The sequence below is a fragment of the Acinetobacter baumannii genome (genome assembly GCF_009759685.1).
Classification (GTDB): Bacteria; Pseudomonadota; Gammaproteobacteria; order Pseudomonadales; family Moraxellaceae; genus Acinetobacter; species Acinetobacter baumannii.
This window is the reverse complement of sequence record NZ_CP046654.1, coordinates 2,920,304-2,942,748: the sequence shown is the minus strand read 5'-3', so window position 1 is coordinate 2,942,748 and position 22,445 is coordinate 2,920,304. Positions and strand designations below refer to the sequence as shown.

Sequence of the window (22,445 nt, the reverse complement as noted above, 5' to 3'; positions counted from 1 at the left end):
CTTAGCGCCCTTTAAAATTTGGTTCACGTTTATTCATAAAGGCTTGTACACCTTCACGATAATCTTCGGAACGGCCTGCAATGCGTTGTAAATCTCGTTCTAACAGCATTTGCTCATCAAAAGTGTTATTGCTTGATTGATGAATGGCTTTTTTAATGAGAGATAGACCAAATGTAGGCTGTTTCGCTAAACGTTCAGCGAGTTCAGTCACTTTTGTTTTAAGCTCGGTGTCTTCAACCACATCCCAAATCATGCCCCATTCTTTTGCGGTTTCTGCCGGTAACTTGTCACCTAACAAAGCCAATCCCATCGCACGTGCATGGCCTACGGCACGTGGTAAAAACCATGTACCCGCAGAGTCTGGAACCAAACCTAAGCGACAAAATGCTTGTACGAAGTTTGCCGATTTAGCTGCAATCACCAAATCACATGCCAGTGCAATATTTGCCCCTGCACCTGCTGCTACACCATTTACCGCGCAAATCACAGGCTTTGGCATATTTACAATCGTTTTAATGAGCGGGTTATAGTAAGTTTCAATGGAATATCCTAAATCTGGAGCTTCAGCGTTTGGGTCAACTACACGGTCGCCTAAGTCTTGCCCTGCACAGAAGCCACGGCCTTCACCACTAATCACAACACAACGAACATCCGGATTTTTGGTCCACTGGTTTAAAACCTCAGCCACTTCACGGTGCATATCAACGTTAAAGCTATTCAGTGCTTTTGGGCGGTTAAATGTCAGGTAGCCAACACCATTTTTTTCTTCAGCAATAATATTTTGATAGTCCATCACTCACCTCTAAACACTGGCTTTCTTTTCTCAAAGAAAGCATTAATCCCTTCGTTTCGATCTTTTGTAGCCGCCAGCCAGACAAAGTTTTGACGTTCAAACTTGAGTCCCTGACTTAACGTTGTTTCATGAATACTTTTAATTGATTGTTTAATCACACGAATCGCTAAAGGCGCTTGTTTCGCAATTTTGGCTGCAAGCTGAACCGCATATTCAACGGTTAATTCGGTCGGAACCACTTGACTGCAAATGCCATGTTGCTCCGCCTGTTTTGCCGAAATCATTTCACCTGTCATGGCCCAGCGCATGGTAAGTTGTTGCCCAACCAAGCGTGCTAAACGCTGTGTTCCGCCTGCACCCGGCAACATACCAAGGCCAATTTCAGGTAAAGAGAATCGGGCATTTTCACCGCAAATCACCATATCTGAATGCAAAACCAACTCGAACCCAGCGCCTAAGGCATAGCCATTGACCGCGCTAATGAGTGGCTTACTAAACGCATCAATTTTTTGCCAAAGCTTCGGGCGAATATCGAGTTGCAAAGACACGGCATCCATTGCAGCCAACTCACTAAGATCTGCTCCAGCCGCAAAACATTGAGCGTTACCCGTTAAAACCACTGCTTTGACTTGAGCATTATGTTCAGCTTCTTCGAGCAACTCGCACAAACACTGCAATGTTGCATTGTTTAAAGCATTTCTTTTTTCCGGACGGTTTAGGGTTAATAACAAAACACCGTCAGCAGCTGTACTGGCTTTGATCAACTCTTGCATGACAGCCTCTATTCATCAAAACTCAAGCGAACATTTGAGCCTTTTGGTAAGGTCTGACAGCTCAGCACATAGCCCTTTTCAACTTCATCTTCTTCAAGACTATAGTTAAGGAACATGTCGACTTCGCCTGAAAGTACCTTACAGCGACAGGTCGCACACACCCCACCTTTACATGCATACGGTAAGTCGGCACCCGCACGTAAAGCCGCATCAAGAATACTTTCGTCGTCCTGAGCTACAGAAACAATCAGTTCACGGCCATCTAAAATGATGTTTACTTTTTCTTCTTTACGGTTTGCATCCGCTTCAACACTACGTTTACGCGCTTGTCCCGTATGGAAACGTTCGGTGTGAATGCGCTCTTTGGCAATACCAAAGTTCGGTAAAGTATTTTCTACGGCATTCATCATTTCGTCCGGGCCGCAGGCAAAAACATGGTCGAAATTTGTTTCAAGCACTTCAAAATCAAAAAGTTGCTTAAGCTTTTCTGCATCAATACGACCGTTCATTAGTTCACTATCGTTGAACTCACGAGAAAAAATATTGATGAGTTGAAAGCGTTCTTTAAACTGATCTTTCAAATCCATAATTTGCTCGGCAAACATGGTTTGTTTCCATGAGCGATTACCATAGAGCAAAGTAAAGTTAGCTTCAGGTTGTTCAAATAAAACTTGTTTAATAATTGATAAAATTGGCGTGATACCACTGCCCGCAGCAACACCTAAATAGTTTTGTCCGCCCATCTTGGCTGCTTTTTGAAAAAACACACCTTGTGGTGGCATGACTTCAAGCACATCGCCCACTTTTAAATGGTCATTTGCCCAGTTTGAAAATTGACCCTGATCAATTTTTTTAACCGCAATACTGATATCTTCTTTGCCCGCATAGCTACAAATTGAATAACAACGGCGGATTTCACCCGCTTCAGTTAAATGGCGAATGGTTAAATGTTGCCCCGGTTGAAATTGAAATTGTTCTTGTTGTTCAGGTACAACATCAAATGCAATACAAATTGCCTGATCGGTTTGGGGTGTAATACTTTTTACTTTTAATGGTACAAATTGGCTCATGGCTGATTTCCTTATCTAAAGACTTAAATACATTTGAAGTAATCAAAAGGCTCAAGACAGTCCTGACATTTATAAAGTGCTTTACAGGCAGTAGAACTAAACTCTGTTAACAGTCGGGTATGTCGGCTTTTGCAACGTGGGCACTCGACACCATCATTTAAATGAACGTGAGTTCCACACTGATGCGCCAACCCTTCAGGTGGTGCAATGCCATAAACTTGCAGTTTCTTTTTCCCTGCTTCAGACATCCAGTCCGTGGTCCATGCTTCTGATAAATCGACCATGACTTTGACCGGTGTCAAAGCTTCTGCGGTAAATGCCTCAACAATTTGTGCTTTGAGCATATCTGTTGCCGGGCAACCGCTATATGTTGGAGTTAGACGAACAATAATTTCTTGTTGATCGTTAATCTCTACACCGCGAATCATGCCCAAATCGACAACCGATAAAACCGGAATTTCAGGGTCACTTACCGTTTGTAGAACATCCCAACATTGGTCGATGCAATGACGAATCATTTGCATGGCTCACCTCCTTGTCTTACCAGGTCATTCCCGGATAAGTTCTTTGAATACATTGCATTTCAGCCAACAAATAACCTAAATGCTCGGTATGCAATCCTTGTTTCGCACCACGGCGATAAGCACCGTTCACAGCAACATTTAATTCAAAACGCTTAAGCTCATCTGCAATGGTTTGGTTCCATTGTTCTTTTTCATTTGAAAAATCTGGAATCACGCCTTCTGCAACTAGTGCTTGCTCGTCTGCACTCAGTTCAAATAATTCAGCGGTAAAGCGCCATAAATTATTTAAACCGTCTTGCACACGTTGATGCGCTTCATCTGTGCTTAAACTTAAACGTTCCATCCAGCTTGTCGAAAAGCGGATGTGATACTTCACTTCTTTTAAAGATTTCACAGCAAGGGCACTTAATTCGGGAAGTGAGCTTTGCGCTAAAGCCGTAAATAAATGAAGATGGTAATGGTCCATCAACCACTGGCGTACTATCGTTTGTGCAAAGTCACCATTGGGTTGTTCACACAACAATAGGTTTAAAAACTCACGTTCTGTACGGAAATACGCAAGTTGGTCTTCATCACGCTTAGCTTCATCATATTGACCAGCCAAAGTTAGAAAGTTTCTTGCTTGACCTAACAAGTCCAAGCCGATATTGGCTAAGGCAATATCAATTTCAAGCTCAGGTGCATGCCCGCACCATTCAGCCAAACGCTGAGATAAAACCAGTTGGCTGTCGCCAATATGTAATAAGAATTTAGATAAAACTGAATGATTCATTTGCCATTCCCCTTACATGTGCTCAATGCCATCTGGGATATGGTAAAAAGTCGGATGACGATAAACCTTGTCTAAAGAAGGATCGAAAAATTCAGCTTTTTCATCTGGCTGTGATGACTTAATCAGTTCTGAACGAACTACCCAAATGCTAATTCCTTCATTACGGCGCGTGTAAACATCACGAGCATGTTGCAGTGCAATTTCATCATCAGGTGCTCTTAAGCTGCCTACATGACGGTGGCTTAAGCCTTGTTTACTACGTACAAATACTTCGTAGAGCGACCAGTTATTTTTATCTTCCATTTTGATTTCCTCAAATTTTTCCATAAATCTTGTTAAGCCACTTTGTTCGCTTCAAGCTGCTGTTTTTTCGCGTAGACTACTGCTGCATCACGAACCCATTTGCCGTTTTCCCATGCTTTACGGCGTGCTTCGATACGCTCGTGATTACATGGTCCACGTCCGGCAATCACTTCATTAAATTCGTGCCAGTCAATCTCGCCAAACTCATAGTGGCCTGTTTCTTCATTGAACTTTAAATCTGGGTCCGGTACTTCCAAGCCAAGTTGCAACACTTGTGGTACGGTGTTATCGACAAACTTTTGACGTAATTCATCGTTACTAAAGCGTTTGATTTTCCACGCCATGCTTTGTGCACTGTTTGGAGAATGCTCATCACTTGGACCAAACATCATCAGTGCAGGCCACCAGAAACGGTTCACTGCATCTTGTGCCATCTGTTTTTGTTCCGGTGTACCGTTTGCCAAAGCCATCATGGCTTCAAAACCTTGACGTTGGTGGAAACTTTCTTCTTTACAAATACGTACCATCGCACGTGCATATGGCCCATATGAAGTACGGCAAAGCGCAACTTGGTTCACAATGGCTGCCCCATCGACAAGCCAACCAATTGCAGCGACATCTGCCCAAGTCAAAGTTGGATAGTTAAAGATTGATGAGTATTTCATTTTCCCATTAATCAACTTTTCCATCATGTCATCACGGTCAGCACCTAAGGTTTCTGCCGCGCTATACAGATATAAACCATGACCCGCTTCATCTTGTACTTTCGCGAGCAAAACCGCTTTACGTTTTAAAGTTGGTGCACGAGTAATCCAGTTTCCTTCAGGCAACATACCTACAATTTCAGAATGGCCATGTTGCCCGATTTGACGAATCAATGTTTTGCGGTAGGCATCAGGCATTTGATCCTTAGCCTCGATCGTAATTTCATTGGCAATATTTTGTTCAAATTTCTGGTAATTGTTTTCCATTCTTTCATTCCCTGTAGGTATCACCCTTAAATCTATTTTTCGATACACAAAAAACAAAGTCAACTAATTTTTTGGTATCAAATTTAATCTACAACAGCAAAACAATTCAAACTATTGAAATTTATAAAATTAAGTTAAATGTAAAAAACTTTTTTACTTTTAAAAATCAAAATAAAGTTGACTTTTATACAAATTAATCTGAAATTATGAATCATATTTTTGCAATTTTTATAATTGATGTATCAAATAAAAAAGGAGTTTGGTCATGCTTGAACAAGCACACCTAGAAGGAACCTCAACTGACACAGATTTTCAGCAGTCTGAGCATCAACTGCCTCATCTTGCTTCTTATGTCTATGGAACATGGCATTCGTCTGACGAAGAATTACGTACCGTTTATCATGCCATTACAGGTGAATCGATTTATGCCGTAAGTAGTCATGGCATAGATATGAAACGTGTTGTTCAGTATGCCAAACAGAATGGTTCAGAACTGGCTACCTGGACGTTTCACCAACGTGCCAATGCGTTAAAACAAATTGCCCAACATTTACTTGAACGTAAGGAAGACTTCTACAAACTTGCTTATGCGACAGGCGCAACTCGTAAAGATGCGTGGATTGATATTGAAGGCGGGATCCAGACATTATTTGCTTATTCAAGTCTGGTTCGCCGTGAACTCAATGATGAAAAAATTATTACTGAAGATAGCTGGATTCAATTATCTAAAAATGGGACTTTCGGCGCTAAACACATTTTAAGTCCTAAAGCAGGTGTTGCCGTTCACATTAATGCTTTTAACTTTCCAATTTGGGGAATGCTTGAAAAGATTGCACCGACGCTACTTGCAGGCGTGCCATGTATTGTGAAACCAGCAACCGATGGTGCTCAATTAACTCAAGCAGTTGTAAAAGCCATTGAAGAAACACATGTCTTACCCAAAGGCTCACTACAACTCATTTGCGGTCAGACTTATGACCTGTTAGAACAGTTAGGTCCACAAGACTGCGTGACTTTTACAGGTTCTGCCTACACAGGCCAAAAACTACGTAACCACCCTCACCTCAATAAATATTCGATTCCATTTAGCATGGAAGCCGACTCGGTAAACAGTGCAATTTTAAGCCCTGAGGCAAATGAAGAAACTGTCGATTTATTTGTGCGTGAAGTCTTCCGTGAAATGACCACAAAAGCAGGCCAAAAATGTACTGCCATTCGTCGTGCATTTGTTCCTGAAAATTTGTTAGCGACTGTACAAGAGAAGCTGACTGCCAAACTTGCTAAAGTTGTGGTGGGCGACCCTCAAAAAGAAGAAACCACCATGGGGGCTTTAGCGAGCATTAAACAAAAACATGACGTTGCAGAAAAAGTTGCTGAACTCAGCAAAGACGCAAAAATTGTTTTTGGTGGTAACGATAGTTTTACATTTAATGCAGACCATCCTGAAAAAGGTGCTTTTTTCGCTCCAACTTTATTGGTGTGCGAACAGCCTTTACAAGCGACGAATGTTCATACCACGGAAGCTTTCGGTCCGGTATGTACACTCATGCCATATCAAAACATTGAAGAACTAGCTGACCTTGTTTCACGTGGTGAAGGTAGCCTAGTGGCTTCTGTCGTTAAAAATAACGATGAGAATATTGAGCAGATTATTCAAAAAATTGCGCCTTGGCATGGTCGTGTGCATGTACTCGATGCAGAGTCAGCAAAAGAAAGTACAGGACATGGTTCACCACTTCCACATTTAGTACACGGCGGCCCTGGCCGTGCAGGTGGCGGTGAAGAGTTAGGTGGTATTCGCGCGGTTAAACATTATATGCAGCGCACTGCAATTCAAGGCTCTCCAAATAGCCTGACGCAAATTACTCACTCATGGACTGCTGGCTCAAAAGTTAATGAGGACCGTGTACATCCATTTAAAAAGTCTTTTGATGAGTTAGTGATTGGTGAACGCCTATTAACAGCGCGTCGTACAGTCACCGAAGCAGATATTGTTAATTTCGCGTGTTTAAGCGGTGACTACTTCTATGCACATACCGACAAAATCGCAGCGGCCGAGTCTTTCTTTGGTGAACGCGTTGCACATGGATATTTCATTGTGTCTGCCGCAGCAGGTCTATTTGTCGATGCAGCACAAGGCCCTGTGATTGCCAATTATGGTATGGACAACTTACGTTTTGTTGAACCGGTTAAAATTGGTGACTCAATCCAAGTTGAACTCACCTGTAAACAAAAAACACCTAAACCACAAAAAGACCCGTCTCAGCCTGCACATGGCGTTGTGGTATGGGATATTAAAGTCAAAAACCAACGCGGTGAACTTGTCGCAACTTACGACATTTTAACTTTAGTTGCTCGCGAGGCTTAATGTTTAAAATGAGATGGGGTCACCTCGTCCCCATCTCATTTTTTTAACACTCAATGGCGTTAACAGCGAGACCACCTTTTGAAGTCTCTTTATATTTCTCAGACATATCTTTACCTGTTTCCTTCATAGTCTGAATGACTTTATCTAGTGTGACAAAGTGTTCATCGTCATCATGAAGTGCCATTTGGGCTGCATTAATGGCTTTTACGGCTGCAATTGCATTTCGCTCAATACAAGGCACCTGAACCAAACCACCAATCGGGTCACACGTTAAACCTAAATTATGTTCAAGCCCAATTTCAGCCGCATGTTCCACCTGTTCAGGCGATGCTCCTAAAATCTCGGCTAAACCCGCCGAAGCCATTGCACATGCCGAACCGACTTCGCCCTGACACCCTACTTCTGCACCAGAAATAGAAGCATTGAGTTTACATAAAATACCGACGGCTGCCGCACTTAGAAAAAAGCGAACTACTTTATCTTCGGAAAAGTCTTTAGAAAAAGTCACGTAGTAATATAAAACCGCCGGAATAATTCCTGCTGCACCATTTGTAGGTGCCGTCACTACTCGACCGCCAGCAGCATTTTCTTCATTTACCGCTAAGGCAAATAAATTGACCCATTCCATCGCATGAAAGGTCGTCACAATCAGGTTTGAGTTTTTCTTATTTAATAACTTATCGTGAATTTTTTTAGCCCGACGTTTTACGTTTAAACCGCCCGGTAATATTCCTTCATTAATTAATCCATTGTGAATACATTGCTGCATCACTTTCCAGATTTCCATAATCTTGCTGCGAATCTCAGTTTCACTCCGCCAGCTTTTCTCGTTTTCAAGCATTAATTCACTCACTGATAAATGATGAGTTCTACATAAGCTTAAAAGTTCAGCCGCACTGTGAAATGGATATGGAACTTTAACGTCGTTGGTTTCAGTTTGGGTGTATGTTAATTGTCTTTCACTGACAATAAAGCCACCACCAATCGAATAGTAAGTTTCTGCATACAAAACTTCTTGTGCCCCGTTATACGCAATCAGTTCCATTGCGTTGGGGTGATAAGGCAAAGATTCATCTAAAAAAAGTACATCATGCTTATAGTCAAAAGAAATAGTCTTTTGCTGATTAAGTTGGATTGCTTTATTTTCAAGAACATCTTCAATCAGGCTTGTGCTTACTTGGGTATCAATATGTTCAGGGTCAAAACCCATTAAACCTAACAGAACAGCCTTATCTGTCGCATGACCGACACCGGTTGCCGACAGCGAACCGTATAACTTCACCTGAACTCTAACCGTGGCTTGTAAATCGTCTTGCTTCAATAAATCTTCCACAAAACTGTATGCCGCTCGCATGGGTCCAACTGTATGGGAGCTAGATGGGCCGATGCCAATTTTAAAAAGATCAAATACACTAATAAACACGTGGTCCTACCTTCGATTCATTATTATTCGTATGTTCGTCATTATTGTGTCCTTTCGGATAGCTCTAAAATTATCATTAAGCCATCTATAAAGCACTGAAAATAAATGGTTCATTGCCTAAAAACAACACAATCAATTGCTAATATAGCCTTTTTAAAAAATTGAATTTTCCATTAATTTAAATGGTAAATGACTCAACCAATATTGAAGAATTGTTCTTTTGAGCAAATAAAATCACAAACCTTTGCCAATTTTTTATAAAAAATATTTGGTTTTCAATTTATTTACTTGAAATTTAAACTATTTAAAATCAATTAAAAACAAACATTTACATAGTATTTAAATCATTCATTGCCCATAAATAGAATAAAAATCCCCCTATTTACCAATAACCATATATCGTATACGATATATGAAAGAACAATAGTTCTGTCGTTAAGGAAAACGTAATGACAAGTCAGTTTAAAAAACAGTTATCTCTAATGGATCTTACATTCATTGGCTTAGGCGCCATTTTCGGTTCAGGATGGTTATTTTCAGCAAGTCATGTGGCCTCTCAAGCCGGCCCTGCGGGTATATTGTCATGGATTATTGGGGGCTTTGCCGTTTTAATTCTGGGAATTATTTATTGTGAGTTAGGCGCAGCCTTACCCCGAGCAGGCGGTATTATCCGTTATCCCGTATTTTCACATGGCCCATTACAAGGATATTTATTGGGTTCTGTGACCGTCATTGCCTTTTCAAGTTTAATTGCAATTGAAGTCGTCGCTGCTCGTGAATATGCAGCAGCATGGTTCCCTTCTCTTACCGCCGTACATGATGGTGTTCGGTCTCCAACTACCATTGGATGGCTGTTTCAGTTTGCACTTTTATGCGTATTTTTTGCATTAAACTATTACAGCGTAAAGACCTTTGCAATTGCCAACAACCTGATTAGTGCATTGAAATTTGCTGTTCCGGTTTTAGTGATGGTCGCACTTCTATACCATTTTAAACCTGCAAACTTTTCAATGACCGAGTTTGCTCCAATGGGCGCTCACGGCGTACAAGGTGCCGTATCTGCTGGCGGTATTATTTTTGCGTATTTGGGTTTAACGCCGATTATTTCGGTAGCAAGTGAAGTAAAACGTCCTCAATTTACGATTCCTTTTGCACTCATCTTATCTGTCGTTTTGGCAACGATTATTTATGTAGTGCTTCAAGTTGCTTTCTTAGGTGCAGTACCTACCGATATGTTAGCAAATGGCTGGTCAGGACTTAGTGACAAGTTCCCATTACCTTACCGTGACATTGCCATGTTATTAGGTTTGGGATGGTTAGCACTCTTAGTTGTTTCAGATGCCATTATTTCTCCGTCTGGCTGCGGCAATATCTATATGGCTGCAACTCCACGTGTCATTTATGCATGGTCAAACAGTAATACATTCTTCCGTATTTTTACGCGTGTAGATCCAAAATCAGGTATTCCTCGTTATGCATTATGGTTAACGTTTGCACTTTCAGTATTTTGGACCATGCCGTTTCCATCTTGGGATAAATTAATTTCCGTAGTTTCAGCAGCGTTAGTTTTAAGTTATGCCCTTGCTCCTGTCACAGTGGGTGCTTTACGCCGTAATGCTCCTGAGCTTGAACGTCCATTCTATGTAAAAGGATTTACTGTTCTCGGGCCGCTCGCTTTTGTCATTGCGTCTTTTATTGTGTATTGGTCTGGCTGGAATGTCATTTCATGGCTATTAGGCGCACAAATCGTGTTGTTTGCACTCTACGTCATTTTTAAGCGCTACGTGCCAACCCAAGAAGTCAGCCTTGCCCAACAGTTAAAGTCATCAACATGGCTCCTTGTTTACTACATTTTAATGATTCTTGCCTCTTACCTTGGCAGCTTCGGTGATGGCGCATCACACCTATTGGCTGCGCCTTTCGACACCTTATTCGTCATGGTGATTTCTCTTGGTTGCTACTACTGGGGTATACGCTCAGGTTTACCAAAAGCACTGATTAAAAATGACGATGAAGCTTAGCGATCATTTGCTTAAACACATATAAGTTAAGGTTTTCTTTTGATTAATACCGTATACAAAATACAATATTTTCAAATGTAAAACCTTCGCTTTGATAACTCTCCAACGTCAGAAGAAGCACTTTTGACGTTCACTCTCAAGTGAGGTTGATAATGTTAAATATTACTGGTCAAAATTTTATTGCAGGTCAACGTTCAAGTGCAGGCAGTAAGTTTGTATTAAGCTACGATGCTGCAACAGATGAAGCATTACCCTATCAGTTTGCTCAAGCAACTCCTGAAGAAATTGATCAGGCAGCTCAAGCAGCTGCATTGGCTTATCCGGCTTTTAGACAAACTACGCCAGAACAACGCGCCGTTTTTCTAGAAACGATTGCCAGTGAAATTGATGCGCTTGATGACCAGTTTATTGCAACAGTCTGTCAAGAAACTGCTTTGCCGGAAGCGCGTATTCGCGGTGAACGTGGGCGAACTACAGGTCAATTACGTCTGTTTGCTCAAGTATTACGCCGTGGTGACTATTTAGGTGCCCGTATTGATTTGGCTTTACCTGAGCGTCAACCACTTCCACGTCCAGATTTACGTCAATATAAAATCGGTGTTGGACCAGTTGCTGTATTTGGCGCTAGTAATTTCCCTCTTGCCTTTTCTACTGCGGGTGGTGATACAGCTTCGGCACTTGCGGCTGGATGTCCAGTTATTGTGAAGGCTCATAGCGGTCACATGGCAACGGCCGAATCCATTGCAAATGCCATTTGTAGTGCGATTGAGAAATGCGCTATGCCAAAAGGCATCTTTAGCATGATTTATGGTCAAGGTGTCGGTGAGCCACTGGTAAAACATCCTGCAATTAAAGCCGTTGGATTTACAGGTTCACTTAAAGGTGGCCGCGCTCTATGCGATTTAGCTGCCGCACGTCCTGAACCTATTCCTGTTTTTGCCGAAATGTCGAGCATTAACCCAATGATTTTATTACCCGAAGCTCTAAAAGTGCGTGGTGATAAAATTGCGACCGAACTTAGTGGTTCAGTGGTTTTAGGCTGCGGTCAGTTTTGTACCAATCCGGGTTTAATTATTGGAATTAAATCACCGGAATTTAGCCAATTCCTTGAGCATTTCAAGGCTGCAATGGCTCAACAACCGCCACAAACTATGCTTAACAAAGGTACTTTAAGAAGCTACGAGCATGGTCTTAAAGAATTACTCGCACATGACAAAATTGAGCATTTAGCGGGTCAACCTCAACAAGGTCCGCAAGCCTATCCTCAGCTCTTTAAAGCCGATGTATCTCTTTTACTAGAGCATGATGAATTACTTCAAGAAGAAGTGTTCGGCCCAACGACGATTGTGATTGAAGTTGAATCGGCAGAGCAGCTTGCTCTCGCTTTAAATGGTCTACGTGGTCAACTTACAGCATCATTAATTGCCGAGCCACAAGATTTTGAGAACTTCGCGACACTTATTCCATTACTTGAAGAAAAAGCAGGACGTTTACTTCTAAATGGTTACCCAACAGGTGTGGAAGTCTGCGATGCCATGGTACACGGCGGGCCATATCCTGCAACTTCAGATGCACGTGGCACATCGGTAGGAACCTTAGCAATCGAACGTTATTTACGTCCAGTATGCTACCAAAACTATCCAGATCACTTATTGCCACTCGCCCTTCAAAATGCCAATCCGCTTGGTATTGCGCGCTTGGTCAATGGTGAAATGAGTAAAGCTGCTCTTTAATTTTTTTAAAGGAGTTTATCCAAGAGATGAACTCCTTTTTTAGTTCAAAGCCACCAGCATAACCGCACATTATTTAAATAAAAAAGTGCAAAAAATGAATATCACGATGCTCCATCAAATCAATGCGTAACATATTTTCAAATAAGGATATTGGTATATGACGACAACACTAAAAAAGGTTGTAGCGGCCTCCATGGTTGGCTCCGTAGCAGAATGGTATGAATTTTTCCTTTATGGAACCGCTTCTGCCCTCGTCTTTGGCGAACTTTTCTTTCAACAAACCGGCAATGCTATAGATGGAATTTTGGCGGCCTTTGCTCTGTATGCCGTTGGCTTTTTAGCAAGACCTCTCGGTGGCCTCGTGTTTGGTCACTACGGCGATAAAATTGGACGTAAGAAATTATTGCAAATTAGCCTGATTATTGTCGGTATCACTACTTTTTTAATGGGCTGTATTCCGACCTTTCATCAAATTGGCTATTGGGCACCTACACTCCTAGTGATACTGCGTTTAATTCAAGGTTTTGCTTTTGGTGGTGAATGGGGCGGCGCAGTTATTTTAGTTTCAGAGCACAGTCCAGATGATCGCAGAGGTTATTGGGCAAGCTGGCCACAAACTGGTGTACCGCTCGGGAATTTAGTAGCCACACTGGTTTTATTATTACTTTCAAAAAACCTCTCACCCGAACAATTCCTAGACTGGGGGTGGCGCTGTGCATTCTGGTTCTCAGCAGTCGTGGTACTGATTGGTTTATGGATTCGAAAAAATGTAGACGATGCCGAAGTGTTTAAAGAAGCACAGGCCAAACAACAGCTTCTTGAAAAACAACAACTCGGGATTATTGAGGTTTTAAAATATCATAAGAAATCTGTTATTGCGGGTATCGGTGCCAGATTTGCAGAAAACATTTTGTACTATATGGTGGTTACTTTTTCGATCAGTTATTTAAAGTTAGTCGTCCATAAAGATACTTCGCAGATCTTACTGCTCATGTTTGGTGCTCATCTGATCCATTTCTTTATTATTCCTTTTATGGGACATTTAAGCGATATATTTGGCCGCAAACCTATTTATCTTATTGGAGCTGTACTTACTGCTTTTTGGGGTTTTGTCGGCTTTCCTTTAATGGATACAGGCAATGACTGGCTCATTATGTTAGCAATTGTGCTTGGTTTATTTATTGAGTCCATGACCTATTCGCCTTACTCTGCCCTAATGACTGAGTTATTTCCTACTCATATTCGCTATACGGCGCTTTCATTTTGTTATCAAGTCGCACCAATTATGGCAGGTTCTCTCGCTCCATTAATTGCCTTAACCTTACTCAAAGAATTTAATAGCTCAATTCCGATTTCTTTATATTTGGTTGCCGCAAGCCTGATCTCTATTGTCTCGATTTTGCTAGTGAAAGAAACCAAAGGCCGATCATTGGCTTTTAAAGATTAATCTTTAATATACAAATTCAGCACTTAATAATGATTTGGGTTGTTTTATACAGCCCAATTTTTTATCTAAATATTTTTGATAGAGGCCCGATACAAAGTAGGTGACATGCCTGTATGCAACTTAAACTGACGACAAAAAGCACTATGGTCGGTATAACCACAGCGCAAACCAATTTGAGTGATTGGTAAATCTGTCGCCAATAGTTCAGTGGCGACTTGAAGACGAATTTTGCTAATCATTTGCCGAGGCGTTAAATGGTATATTTTTTTGCAATAACGTTCTAACTGAGCCACCGACACGCCAGCAATTGCGGTCAAATGCGCCAAAGTAATGGTTTCGGCATAATTCTTTTTAATATATTCCTCAACCTGAACCATTTTATAAAAAGCAGGATGTGTATTTTCAGGCACATTTAAATCATTAGATATACCCGCTATTCCTACTAAGTTTCCATCCACATCAAATAAAGGTTCTTTATAAGTTAAACACCAACCCGACTGATTTTTTGCATATAAATGTAGTTCTAATTGCTCTGTTAACTTTTTACCGCGGCGAATAACTTGCAAGTCTTGCGATGTATATATTTTTCCAAGTGAATGAGGAAAAACTTCAGAAGAGGTTTTTCCCAATATTGCAGTTTTATCTTTTAGACCGCAGCGGTTTACAAGCGTTTGATTGACAAAGACATAGCGTGCTTCGGTATTTTTGATGAAAAACACCACCGAAGATAAAGCATCAAATAATGGTTCTATACTTTCCAGATTTTTTAAAAAATCTTCCAAAGTTGTGGTTAGTTTGGGAATTTGAACCAAAGTCATGAGCTAGAGCGGACAAAGTAATAACTTGTCTACTCTAGAACATTTCATTTTTGATTTAAAGGAGAAGTAGACATCGCCATGAGGCTTTTTACACGGGTAGGAAGTAATGGTGGTCGAGAGTTAGGCAACTGCCAATCAAACAGGCAAGCCGCTGCTGTTGCACAAGTACTTCCCTGACATGCTCCCATTCCACAGCGTGTATGTAATTTTGCATCCATCCAGCTACTACGTTCGGCAACTTTGTCAAAAGTTACATCTTCACATCGACAAAAAATAGTGTCTGGACGTGCAAGTGTTTTTAACTCAGCACGTAATTTGAAGCTTTTCTCAAGGAGATGTGCAAATAAACGATACCGTTGTCTTTGAGCAAATAATTGTCTCGCTTTTTCATTTTGGCCTATAGCGGCATAACCTGCGATGCTACCTTCAACCATCGCCAGCTCACTTCCGCCAAAACCTGTACACTCACCTGCTGCCCACACCTGTGGCTGTGATGTACGTTGATAGTCATCGACCGTAATCGCATTGTCCTTAATTTGACAACCCATTAACTGCCCTAATTGAGTATTCGGGACTAAACCAAATCCGCACGCGAGTCGATCACACTCAATTTCAATGATTCCCTTCGGCGTTTGTAGCCTTACTCGTTCAAGACGCTCCTGACCAATCGCCTCAACCACATAACTGTCAGGTTGATATAAACGATAAGGCAAAGATAACGCCTGTATTATTTTCGAAGGCCAACGCCAAAGTTGTAGTGCAAACTTACGAACGGAAGATGAAGCCGCCTGTTCGGCAACATAGAGAACTTGAGCCTCTGCTTTTTTTGCCGTATCCGCACTTGCTAAAAGTAAGGGTCCAGAGCCCGCAATCACAATGCGTTCATTTTTGACAGGTGTGCCTGCTTTAATTAAGGCTTGCAAACCACCTGCCCATGTTACGCCAGGTAAAGTCCAACCGGGAAAAGGCAAAAACAGTTCTCTTGCTCCCGTACACAATATAAGCTGGCGATAAGACAAGTTTAGGCTGTCGTGAGGTCGCTCAACAAGCAATTGGCCTGCAAAAGGTGCGGCGACAATTTTCGCACCAAACATAAATTCAATATTAGAATGAGCCTTAATTTGTTGATATTTCTGCTGCGCCATTTCAGGTACAGGAAAAATCGGACCGGCCCGCCAGATTTGACCGCCCGCCTGTGGGTTATTATCCAATATTAAAATTCGCCCGCCACTTTCGGCGGCTGCAATAGCAGCTGACAACCCTGCAGGCCCAGCACCGACAACCACCACATCGTATTGTTTTTCCATTATTGTGTTTCCACCTTCATGTCTTGCTGGCACAGCGTCTGACAAGCAAGCACTCTGAGTCCATTAATATTGACACGACATTCCTGACACACTCCCATTCCACAAAATGGAGTGCGTTTTTCACCACAGACAGACAAACGACTATAAGACTTCGCTTGTGCTAAAGCAGCAGCAACACTGGTGCCCTCAATCACAGAAACCGATTGTCCGTTAATAAAAAGCTGAATCATCTATGCAGCTCCTATAAAGCGCTGAGGTAAAAAAGGTTCTGGATCTATATCAAAAGTTATTCCACATATGTGTGAGGCAATCAGTTTTGCTGTACCTGTTGCTGTGGTTACACCTAATCCTTCATGACCTACCGCTAAATAAACCGATTGAAATGTAGGATGTCGTCCAATTATCGGAATACCATCTGGTGTGGCTGCGCGAAAGCCAGTCCATGCCCGAATAACATTAAGGTCAGCCAAAGCTGGAAAATAATCCGCAGCCTCTTTAAGCACCCGTGTAAAGACTTCTGGCTCTACAGTCGGATCAACCGTATTGAACTGACGAGATGACCCAATAAAAAGCTGGCCCGTCGGTCTAGGCTGAATATTACAAGCCACCGAAATTCCACTTGTCGCTTGAGTACTGGCCGCATAAGCCAAAGCCACTAATGTATGTTTTACATTTAATTCAGGGTAACGGTCAGTAATCGCCAAATGACCTTTTTTAGGTTCAATCGGTAGCTCTGGAAAAAAATCTGTCGCATGAATACCGTTAGCCAAAACGATATGCGCAGCTTCTAACCATGTTCCATCACTTAGCTGAACCCGATTTTCTTCAATATGAATAACTTTAGCTTGTTGCACCTGAACCTTGTGGGGAATTTTTTTTAACAACCATTCGGCAGCACAGGGTGCATATAAAATTCCATCATCAAAAACTTCTAAACCACCATAAAGACCCTGCTTTAAGTGAGGTTCAAGCTGACGGATTTCCTCTGCGTTTCGAAGTTGGCAACGGACACCTTGTGCAGTGAGACGTTGATATTTTTCCTCAGCAATCTGCATTTCTTCTGGGCTACTTGCCAGCCATAAAGTTGGCGTTTGGCGATAGGCACATTCTTCCGAAAGCTCGTGCCCTAATTCATGCCATAGCTGAACTGACCAATGACTAAGTTTTAATTCAGCTTCCAAGTCATCCATAATGACCAAATGCCCCATGCCCGCGGCTGTTGCACCACCGATCCGAGCATCCAAAACTTGCACATTTAACCCTTGCCGAGCCAATTCATAAGCACATGCAGCACCTACAATGCCTGCCCCAATGACGATGGCATCGGTTCTCATAGCTGAATACCCCAAGCAAATGGGTCATTTTCATCCATAAATAAAGTTGCTTCAGCACTCATGTAAGCTTCTCCACGAATGGTTGGAATCACATATTCCCCTGCTTGCTCATACGAGGCAATAAACTGGCTACCAATAATGCTGGCTTGTTTCCATAACTTTCCTGACTCAAGTTTGCCATCTGCAGCCAAGCAAGCAATTTTCGCACTGGTTCCGGTTCCACATGGTGAACGGTCATAGGCCTTGCCTGGACAAAGCACGAAATTTTTACTATCTGCTTCGGTGTCACTTGCAAATAATTCGATATGGTCAATTTCTTGCCCATCTTTACCAGTTATTCCTTGTGCCGTAAGTGCTTGTCTAACAGTCCACGCATATTCAGTAAGTTGATCTAAATTATCACTTGAAACACGTTGACCATGATCATTAATCAAGAAGAACCAGTTACCGCCCCATGCAATATCACCAGTAACTTTTCCATATTTTTCAACATCAACTTCGACTGCTTTTTTATAACGATATGCCGGTACATTTCGCACACTCACTGAATGGTCTTCATGCAATGTCGCTTCAACATCACCTACTGGAGTTTCAATTAAGTGTGTACCAACTTGTATTTTTCCCAAGTGTGCTAACGAAGCCACTAAACCAATCGTGCCATGACCACACATGCCTAGGTAGCCCGTGTTATTAAAGAAAATAACACCCGCGCTCGCTTTGGGATTCACTGGCTTACACAATAATGCGCCAACCAACACATCATTACCGCGCGGCTCTAACATGGTTGCTCTACGGAAATGGTCATATTGTTCTGATAATATTTTTCGGCGGCTTTCCATATCTCCTGTGCCTAAATCAGGAAAACCTTCAAGCACTAATCGTGTTGGTTCACCACCAGTATGAGAGTCCAAAATTTTTACTGTTTTCATAGAAGTATCCTTACATTTTCCTTTAGGATGACTGATCTGAAAACAGCAAGCTTGATCGTTTTCTTATAAATCTATGACGAAATCAGCATAGTGAAAACTTACTCCAGCTAAAATAAAGACAAAAAAATTAGGCCATTGGCCTAATTGAAATGATAAAGAATGCAGCGCTTATTTTTTCACATTTTTATGGTGAGGTAAGTGCTCATAAAGTGATTGGCAAACACCATTAATATGCTCTTCAATTAACTTAACCGCCAAATCAACATCCTTGGCTTTACAGGCTTTCACAATTTCTTTGTGCTCATCATTTGCACGTGATTTGCCTTCGGAAACATTCATCTGCAATCTTAAATAGCGCTCAATTTTATCGTAAATAGAACGAATTAATCCGAGCATATAAGGTCGCTGTGCTGGTTCATAAAGGCACGCATGTAACTGCCAATTTAGTGTGGTCCAGCTTCCAATATCCATGTTATCGATAAAGGCATTACAAATTTCATCTGCCTTTTTATAAGTTTCTTCTGTCATATTCGGCACGGCGAGCTGAATCAACTTCGTTTCTAACATAACCCGTACTTCAAAAATCTGAGCTAATTCTTCTTCAGAGATTCGGGTCACAATTGCACCGCGATTTTTTATAAACTCTACTAAGCCTTCGGCTTCAAGTTGCTTTAAGGCTTCACGTACCGGAATTTTGCTGACATTAAATAGCTTGGCAATTTCATCCTGACGGATAGGCTCACCTTCAGCAATATGCCCTGCAATAATTGCTTCTCTAATATATTTGACAATAACTTCAGATACCGAAGGCATTGCACCAAGATTTGATACATTAAAAGATGGTAGCGTCACGAATATTCTCTTAACCTCAAAATATGACACAAACAAAAGGATGATAATTTTAGTCATCCACCATAATGAAATTATTGCTTTGAAAGCATCATTTTCGGTACGGCTTATCCTTCATATAAAGCTTTTAAAAACTATTTTTATATCACTATAAACCAATAATTTTTAAAATCATTCATATACAAAGTATACTTTATACCATTTAATTCACAAAACTATTATTAGACTATGCCGAAATCGTCATTATTTTAGTGTATTTAACCAAGCAAATCGTCATAAATACCAGCATACTACCCTGTTCTCTTGATGGGAAACTGTCAAAAATTCTTATCCATTGAGCTGATTATTCCTTACAAGGTAGAAATTATTATCTTGTAGAAATCTTGCTGCATAAAACTTTCAGAGTTTGAGTCACTTCATATGAGTACGCCAACAGAAGCAAAATTTTCCCTGACTTATTATACGGGTTTCTTATCTGTACTATTTGCTGCTTTTCTATGGGGTACGGCAGGCACAGCAGCATCTTTTGCAAAGGGCATCAGTCCACTTGTAATTGCTACTATTTCTGTGGGCTTCGGTGGTTTAATTCACACATTTTTAAGTTTAAAAGCTATTAAAAAAGATTACCGAAAGCTTTTTGACTATAAAACTAAAGTTTTGATTGCCGTCATTGTTTCTATTCTTTGTCCATTTGCTTTTTATTCCTCGGTCTCATTAGCTGGTGTTTCTATTGGTACTGTTATTTCAATTGGCTGCGCCCCTTTGTTCTCAGTTATGCTTGAGTGGCTATTAGATAAACGTAAGCTTTCTTTAAAATGGCTTATCAGTTTTATTCTTGGTTTTTTAGGAGTCGTTTTACTCTCATATGCAGGCGAACACAGTCACCAACATCAAGGCGTCCAATCCGAACGGCTATTAGGTGTATTTTTTGGCTTACTCTCAAGTCTGAGTTATGCAACATATTCGTGGATTATGAAAAACTTAATCCATAAAGGCATCAACTCAAGAGCTGCCATGGGCGTGATCTTTGGGATTTCAGCAGTTCTGTTATTACCTACTTTATTAATTACAGCAACTCACCTATTTAATTATCCAAATAATATTTGGGTAGCCCTTTATATCCCAATCGTACCTATGTTCTTAGGCTATTTATTTTTTAGCTTTGGTTTAAAACGTATTCCAGCCAGTCAAGCCATGACGTTAGCTTTGGTCGAAATTCCTGTTGCAGCTTTATTGGCAGTTGTTGTAGTAGGCGAAAGTTTAACAATGAATAGTTATTTAGGTTTAGTTTTAATATTCCTCTGCGTTATTGTCCTCACTAAAAAATAAATAATAGAAGTAAAAAAGAGGCTAAATCGTTAGCCTCTTTTTTTATAGATATTTGCTTAGATTCCAGCTGACCAGTTACGGTACCAAGTACGGAATAATTCATACTGAGTTTCAACGTATTTACGTTGTGATTCACTCAATGCATCCGTTTCGTTAAAATGTAAGGTATATTCTTTATCGCCATTAAGTACCATTAAGTACTTGTAATAAAGGACTAAATCAGTACCTTCATCAAAAGACGATAAAACTTCTAAAGCGCTTGATAATTCTTGTGCCAAACGACGAGCTTTCGCATCCCCTGCTGCAGCTTTCTTACTAAGGTCAACCAACTGCAAAACTTCTTTAGGCAAAGCATTACCAATGCCCGTAATTGCACCCGTTGCATTGCAGTTAACGAAACCATGGAAAACTTGAGTATCTACACCAGCCATTAATGTCACAGAGTCATCTTGGGAAGTGATGAACTCAGCTGCATAACGCATATCAGCAGCACCACCAAACTCTTTAAAACCAATTAAGTTTGGAAATTCACGGCGTAATTCAAAAAACAAATCTGCACGAGTCGCAAATCCATAATACGGGCTATTGTAAATTACCGCAGGTAAGCTAGGAGCAGCTTTTAAAATCGCAGAAAAGTGTGCCTTTTGTGCAGTTGGTGATGTACCACGTGATAATACACGTGGAATTACCATAAGCCCTTGTGCACCTACTTTTTCTGCATGAGCTGCATGAGAAACTGCTTCTTTTGAATTAACTGCCCCAGTACCCACAATTGTCGGAATACCAGCAGCTACAAGTCGTGCTACACCTTCTTGACGTTGAGCTTCGGTCAATAAAGGCCAATCGCCCATTGAACCACAATACACTACCGCACTCATTCCCGCTTCAATAAGTTCATGCCCTTTTTTCACAAGCGCATCAAAATCTGGCTCACGGTTAGGAGTACATGGGGTCATTAGCGCCGGGATACATCCTGTGAAGATATTACTCATAATTATTCCTCAGTAATATAGTTAAAACTATTGGTAGTTGTACTTTTGAGTTAATCCATCTCAAAAGTTATGGAATGGGTATCAATAGCTGTCCAATCATTCTTCATATATCGTATACGATATACATAAAAAAGAATAGTCTTTGTTCTAAAATTCTTTTCCTCTAAAAAAATGTATAAAAAACAAAGATAAAAACTGTAAAACTGATAAATAGGATATGTTTTAAAAGCTTTTTTCTGATTTATTAATAATAAAGATTCAAAAATTAAACGGGTCTGAAGAAAATTATTTACTTTTAAAATGGTTAAAAAAGATACAGGATACATTAGCCATTAGTCGCACATCCCTATTTTTACTCATTTTTACTGGTAAAGTGCTTTACATGGTTTGATACAACCTACTTAACTCAGATGCATAATTCACCTGTTACCTGCATCTGAAGTTTCTCTGCCTCTAGTCCGCTAGGGGCTTTTTTTATGATTACTTAAAATATGTTCTATTCAATAGTTTGGAATAATACAAAGAAAAAAGCCTACTCAAGAAGCAGGCTTTTTTAATCATTTATTTTGAATCATTGGCTTTTTTAACTTTAGCATCGTAATGACGATAGCAATAACCAAAAACTGCTCCAGCACTAAAGAAAAACATTGCTTGCATCATAGCTCGGTCCTACACATGATTTAAAAGGA

General features: G+C 40.8%; 20 protein-coding genes. 5 read left to right on the top strand and 15 right to left on the bottom strand.

What is annotated here, in order from left to right; translation table 11 throughout:
• Position 1: 1 nt before the first annotated feature.
• Genes paaG through paaA form a run of 7 tightly spaced genes read right to left on the bottom strand, consistent with a single transcriptional unit; the run spans position 2 to position 5,206 of the window.
• Positions 2–793: a 2-(1,2-epoxy-1,2-dihydrophenyl)acetyl-CoA isomerase PaaG gene (gene paaG / locus GO593_RS14100; protein ID WP_000386297.1), complete on the bottom strand. Its 792-nt coding sequence runs from the start codon at positions 791–793 to the stop codon at positions 2–4.
• Positions 793–1,566, bottom strand: coding sequence for an enoyl-CoA hydratase-related protein (locus GO593_RS14095; RefSeq protein WP_001156945.1), 774 nt, complete (start codon positions 1,564–1,566; stop codon positions 793–795). Before GO593_RS14095 ends, paaG begins: the two co-directional genes overlap by 1 nt.
• A gap of 8 nt (positions 1,567–1,574) precedes the next feature.
• On the bottom strand, positions 1,575–2,636 hold the full coding sequence (gene paaE, locus GO593_RS14090) for a 1,2-phenylacetyl-CoA epoxidase subunit PaaE (RefSeq protein ID WP_000077460.1): 1,062 nt from the start codon (positions 2,634–2,636) through the stop codon (positions 1,575–1,577).
• Positions 2,637–2,659: 23 nt separating this feature from the next.
• The gene (paaD, locus tag GO593_RS14085; RefSeq protein ID WP_001177938.1) at positions 2,660–3,160 is read right to left on the bottom strand and encodes a 1,2-phenylacetyl-CoA epoxidase subunit PaaD; all 501 of its coding nucleotides are present in this window, start codon (positions 3,158–3,160) and stop codon (positions 2,660–2,662) included.
• Between the two features lie 16 nt (positions 3,161–3,176).
• On the bottom strand, positions 3,177–3,932 hold the full coding sequence (gene paaC, locus GO593_RS14080) for a 1,2-phenylacetyl-CoA epoxidase subunit PaaC (RefSeq protein WP_001016793.1): 756 nt from the start codon (positions 3,930–3,932) through the stop codon (positions 3,177–3,179).
• A gap of 12 nt (positions 3,933–3,944) precedes the next feature.
• Positions 3,945–4,235: a 1,2-phenylacetyl-CoA epoxidase subunit PaaB gene (paaB, locus tag GO593_RS14075; protein WP_000389648.1), complete on the bottom strand. Its 291-nt coding sequence runs from the start codon at positions 4,233–4,235 to the stop codon at positions 3,945–3,947.
• Between the two features lie 32 nt (positions 4,236–4,267).
• Positions 4,268–5,206 carry a 1,2-phenylacetyl-CoA epoxidase subunit PaaA gene (paaA, locus tag GO593_RS14070; RefSeq protein ID WP_000431128.1) on the bottom strand — a complete coding sequence of 313 codons (939 nt, stop codon included), beginning with the start codon at positions 5,204–5,206 and terminating at the stop codon, positions 4,268–4,270.
• Positions 5,207–5,471: 265 nt separating this feature from the next.
• Here paaA and paaZ point away from each other — a divergent pair, with 265 nt between their 5' ends.
• Entirely contained in the window at positions 5,472–7,574 is a 2,103-nt protein-coding gene (paaZ, locus tag GO593_RS14065) for a phenylacetic acid degradation bifunctional protein PaaZ (RefSeq protein ID WP_000892950.1), read from the top strand.
• 43 nt (positions 7,575–7,617) lie between these two features.
• On the opposite strand, the gene GO593_RS14060 is transcribed toward paaZ, so the two are convergent.
• On the bottom strand, positions 7,618–8,997 hold the full coding sequence (locus GO593_RS14060; RefSeq protein ID WP_000470943.1) for an L-serine ammonia-lyase: 1,380 nt from the start codon (positions 8,995–8,997) through the stop codon (positions 7,618–7,620).
• A 449-nt stretch (positions 8,998–9,446) separates the two neighbouring features.
• Here GO593_RS14060 and GO593_RS14055 point away from each other — a divergent pair, with 449 nt between their 5' ends.
• From GO593_RS14055 to abaF, 3 genes are all read left to right on the top strand, one after another.
• Positions 9,447–11,018, top strand: a complete 1,572-nt coding sequence (locus GO593_RS14055; protein WP_000203771.1) for an APC family permease — start codon at positions 9,447–9,449, stop codon at positions 11,016–11,018.
• A 152-nt stretch (positions 11,019–11,170) separates the two neighbouring features.
• Positions 11,171–12,751: an aldehyde dehydrogenase (NADP(+)) gene (locus GO593_RS14050; protein WP_000932301.1), complete on the top strand. Its 1,581-nt coding sequence runs from the start codon at positions 11,171–11,173 to the stop codon at positions 12,749–12,751.
• Positions 12,752–12,908: 157 nt separating this feature from the next.
• The gene (gene abaF, locus GO593_RS14045) at positions 12,909–14,198 is read left to right on the top strand and encodes a fosfomycin efflux MFS transporter AbaF (RefSeq protein WP_000214022.1); all 1,290 of its coding nucleotides are present in this window, start codon (positions 12,909–12,911) and stop codon (positions 14,196–14,198) included.
• 65 nt (positions 14,199–14,263) lie between these two features.
• Here the strand turns inward: abaF and GO593_RS14040 are convergent, their stop codons facing one another.
• From GO593_RS14040 to GO593_RS14015, 6 genes are all read right to left on the bottom strand, one after another.
• A complete protein-coding gene (locus tag GO593_RS14040; RefSeq protein WP_000177084.1) occupies positions 14,264–15,016 on the bottom strand; it encodes an AraC family transcriptional regulator in 753 nt (250 codons plus the stop codon).
• Between the two features lie 44 nt (positions 15,017–15,060).
• Complete coding sequence (locus GO593_RS14035; RefSeq protein WP_000415232.1) at positions 15,061–16,323, bottom strand: NAD(P)/FAD-dependent oxidoreductase; 1,263 nt, start codon at positions 16,321–16,323, stop codon at positions 15,061–15,063.
• Positions 16,323–16,553, bottom strand: a complete 231-nt coding sequence (locus tag GO593_RS14030; protein WP_000615330.1) for a (2Fe-2S)-binding protein — start codon at positions 16,551–16,553, stop codon at positions 16,323–16,325. Before GO593_RS14030 ends, GO593_RS14035 begins: the two co-directional genes overlap by 1 nt.
• Positions 16,554–17,657: an NAD(P)/FAD-dependent oxidoreductase gene (locus GO593_RS14025; protein ID WP_001258344.1), complete on the bottom strand. Its 1,104-nt coding sequence runs from the start codon at positions 17,655–17,657 to the stop codon at positions 16,554–16,556.
• Complete coding sequence (locus GO593_RS14020) at positions 17,654–18,586, bottom strand: 4-hydroxyproline epimerase (RefSeq protein WP_000859583.1); 933 nt, start codon at positions 18,584–18,586, stop codon at positions 17,654–17,656. Before GO593_RS14020 ends, GO593_RS14025 begins: the two co-directional genes overlap by 4 nt.
• A 168-nt stretch (positions 18,587–18,754) precedes the next feature.
• Entirely contained in the window at positions 18,755–19,438 is a 684-nt protein-coding gene (locus GO593_RS14015; protein ID WP_000174668.1) for a GntR family transcriptional regulator, read from the bottom strand.
• Positions 19,439–19,855: 417 nt separating this feature from the next.
• On the opposite strand from GO593_RS14015, the gene GO593_RS14010 reads away from it, so the two are divergent.
• Positions 19,856–20,764, top strand: coding sequence for a DMT family transporter (locus GO593_RS14010; RefSeq protein WP_000106979.1), 909 nt, complete (start codon positions 19,856–19,858; stop codon positions 20,762–20,764).
• A gap of 56 nt (positions 20,765–20,820) precedes the next feature.
• Here GO593_RS14010 and GO593_RS14005 read toward each other — a convergent pair whose 3' ends face one another.
• Entirely contained in the window at positions 20,821–21,756 is a 936-nt protein-coding gene (locus GO593_RS14005) for a dihydrodipicolinate synthase family protein (protein ID WP_001984060.1), read from the bottom strand.
• Positions 21,757–22,445: the final 689 nt, after the last annotated feature.

What these genes read in the sequence shown, in the direction of transcription:
- paaG (WP_000386297.1), bottom strand. Translation starts at nt 793, where the DNA reads ATGGACTATCAAAATATTATTGCTGAAGAAAAAAATGGTGTTGGCTAC.
- GO593_RS14095 (WP_001156945.1), bottom strand. Translation starts at nt 1,566, where the DNA reads ATGCAAGAGTTGATCAAAGCCAGTACAGCTGCTGACGGTGTTTTGTTA.
- paaE (WP_000077460.1), bottom strand. Translation starts at nt 2,636, where the DNA reads ATGAGCCAATTTGTACCATTAAAAGTAAAAAGTATTACACCCCAAACC.
- paaD (WP_001177938.1), bottom strand. Translation starts at nt 3,160, where the DNA reads ATGCAAATGATTCGTCATTGCATCGACCAATGTTGGGATGTTCTACAA.
- paaC (WP_001016793.1), bottom strand. Translation starts at nt 3,932, where the DNA reads ATGAATCATTCAGTTTTATCTAAATTCTTATTACATATTGGCGACAGC.
- paaB (WP_000389648.1), bottom strand. Translation starts at nt 4,235, where the DNA reads ATGGAAGATAAAAATAACTGGTCGCTCTACGAAGTATTTGTACGTAGT.
- paaA (WP_000431128.1), bottom strand. Translation starts at nt 5,206, where the DNA reads ATGGAAAACAATTACCAGAAATTTGAACAAAATATTGCCAATGAAATT.
- paaZ (WP_000892950.1), top strand. Translation starts at nt 5,472, where the DNA reads ATGCTTGAACAAGCACACCTAGAAGGAACCTCAACTGACACAGATTTT.
- GO593_RS14055 (WP_000203771.1), top strand. Translation starts at nt 9,447, where the DNA reads ATGACAAGTCAGTTTAAAAAACAGTTATCTCTAATGGATCTTACATTC.
- GO593_RS14050 (WP_000932301.1), top strand. Translation starts at nt 11,171, where the DNA reads ATGTTAAATATTACTGGTCAAAATTTTATTGCAGGTCAACGTTCAAGT.
- abaF (WP_000214022.1), top strand. Translation starts at nt 12,909, where the DNA reads ATGACGACAACACTAAAAAAGGTTGTAGCGGCCTCCATGGTTGGCTCC.
- GO593_RS14040 (WP_000177084.1), bottom strand. Translation starts at nt 15,016, where the DNA reads ATGACTTTGGTTCAAATTCCCAAACTAACCACAACTTTGGAAGATTTT.
- GO593_RS14035 (WP_000415232.1), bottom strand. Translation starts at nt 16,323, where the DNA reads ATGGAAAAACAATACGATGTGGTGGTTGTCGGTGCTGGGCCTGCAGGG.
- GO593_RS14030 (WP_000615330.1), bottom strand. Translation starts at nt 16,553, where the DNA reads ATGATTCAGCTTTTTATTAACGGACAATCGGTTTCTGTGATTGAGGGC.
- GO593_RS14025 (WP_001258344.1), bottom strand. Translation starts at nt 17,657, where the DNA reads ATGAGAACCGATGCCATCGTCATTGGGGCAGGCATTGTAGGTGCTGCA.
- GO593_RS14020 (WP_000859583.1), bottom strand. Translation starts at nt 18,586, where the DNA reads ATGAAAACAGTAAAAATTTTGGACTCTCATACTGGTGGTGAACCAACA.
- GO593_RS14010 (WP_000106979.1), top strand. Translation starts at nt 19,856, where the DNA reads ATGAGTACGCCAACAGAAGCAAAATTTTCCCTGACTTATTATACGGGT.
- GO593_RS14005 (WP_001984060.1), bottom strand. Translation starts at nt 21,756, where the DNA reads ATGAGTAATATCTTCACAGGATGTATCCCGGCGCTAATGACCCCATGT.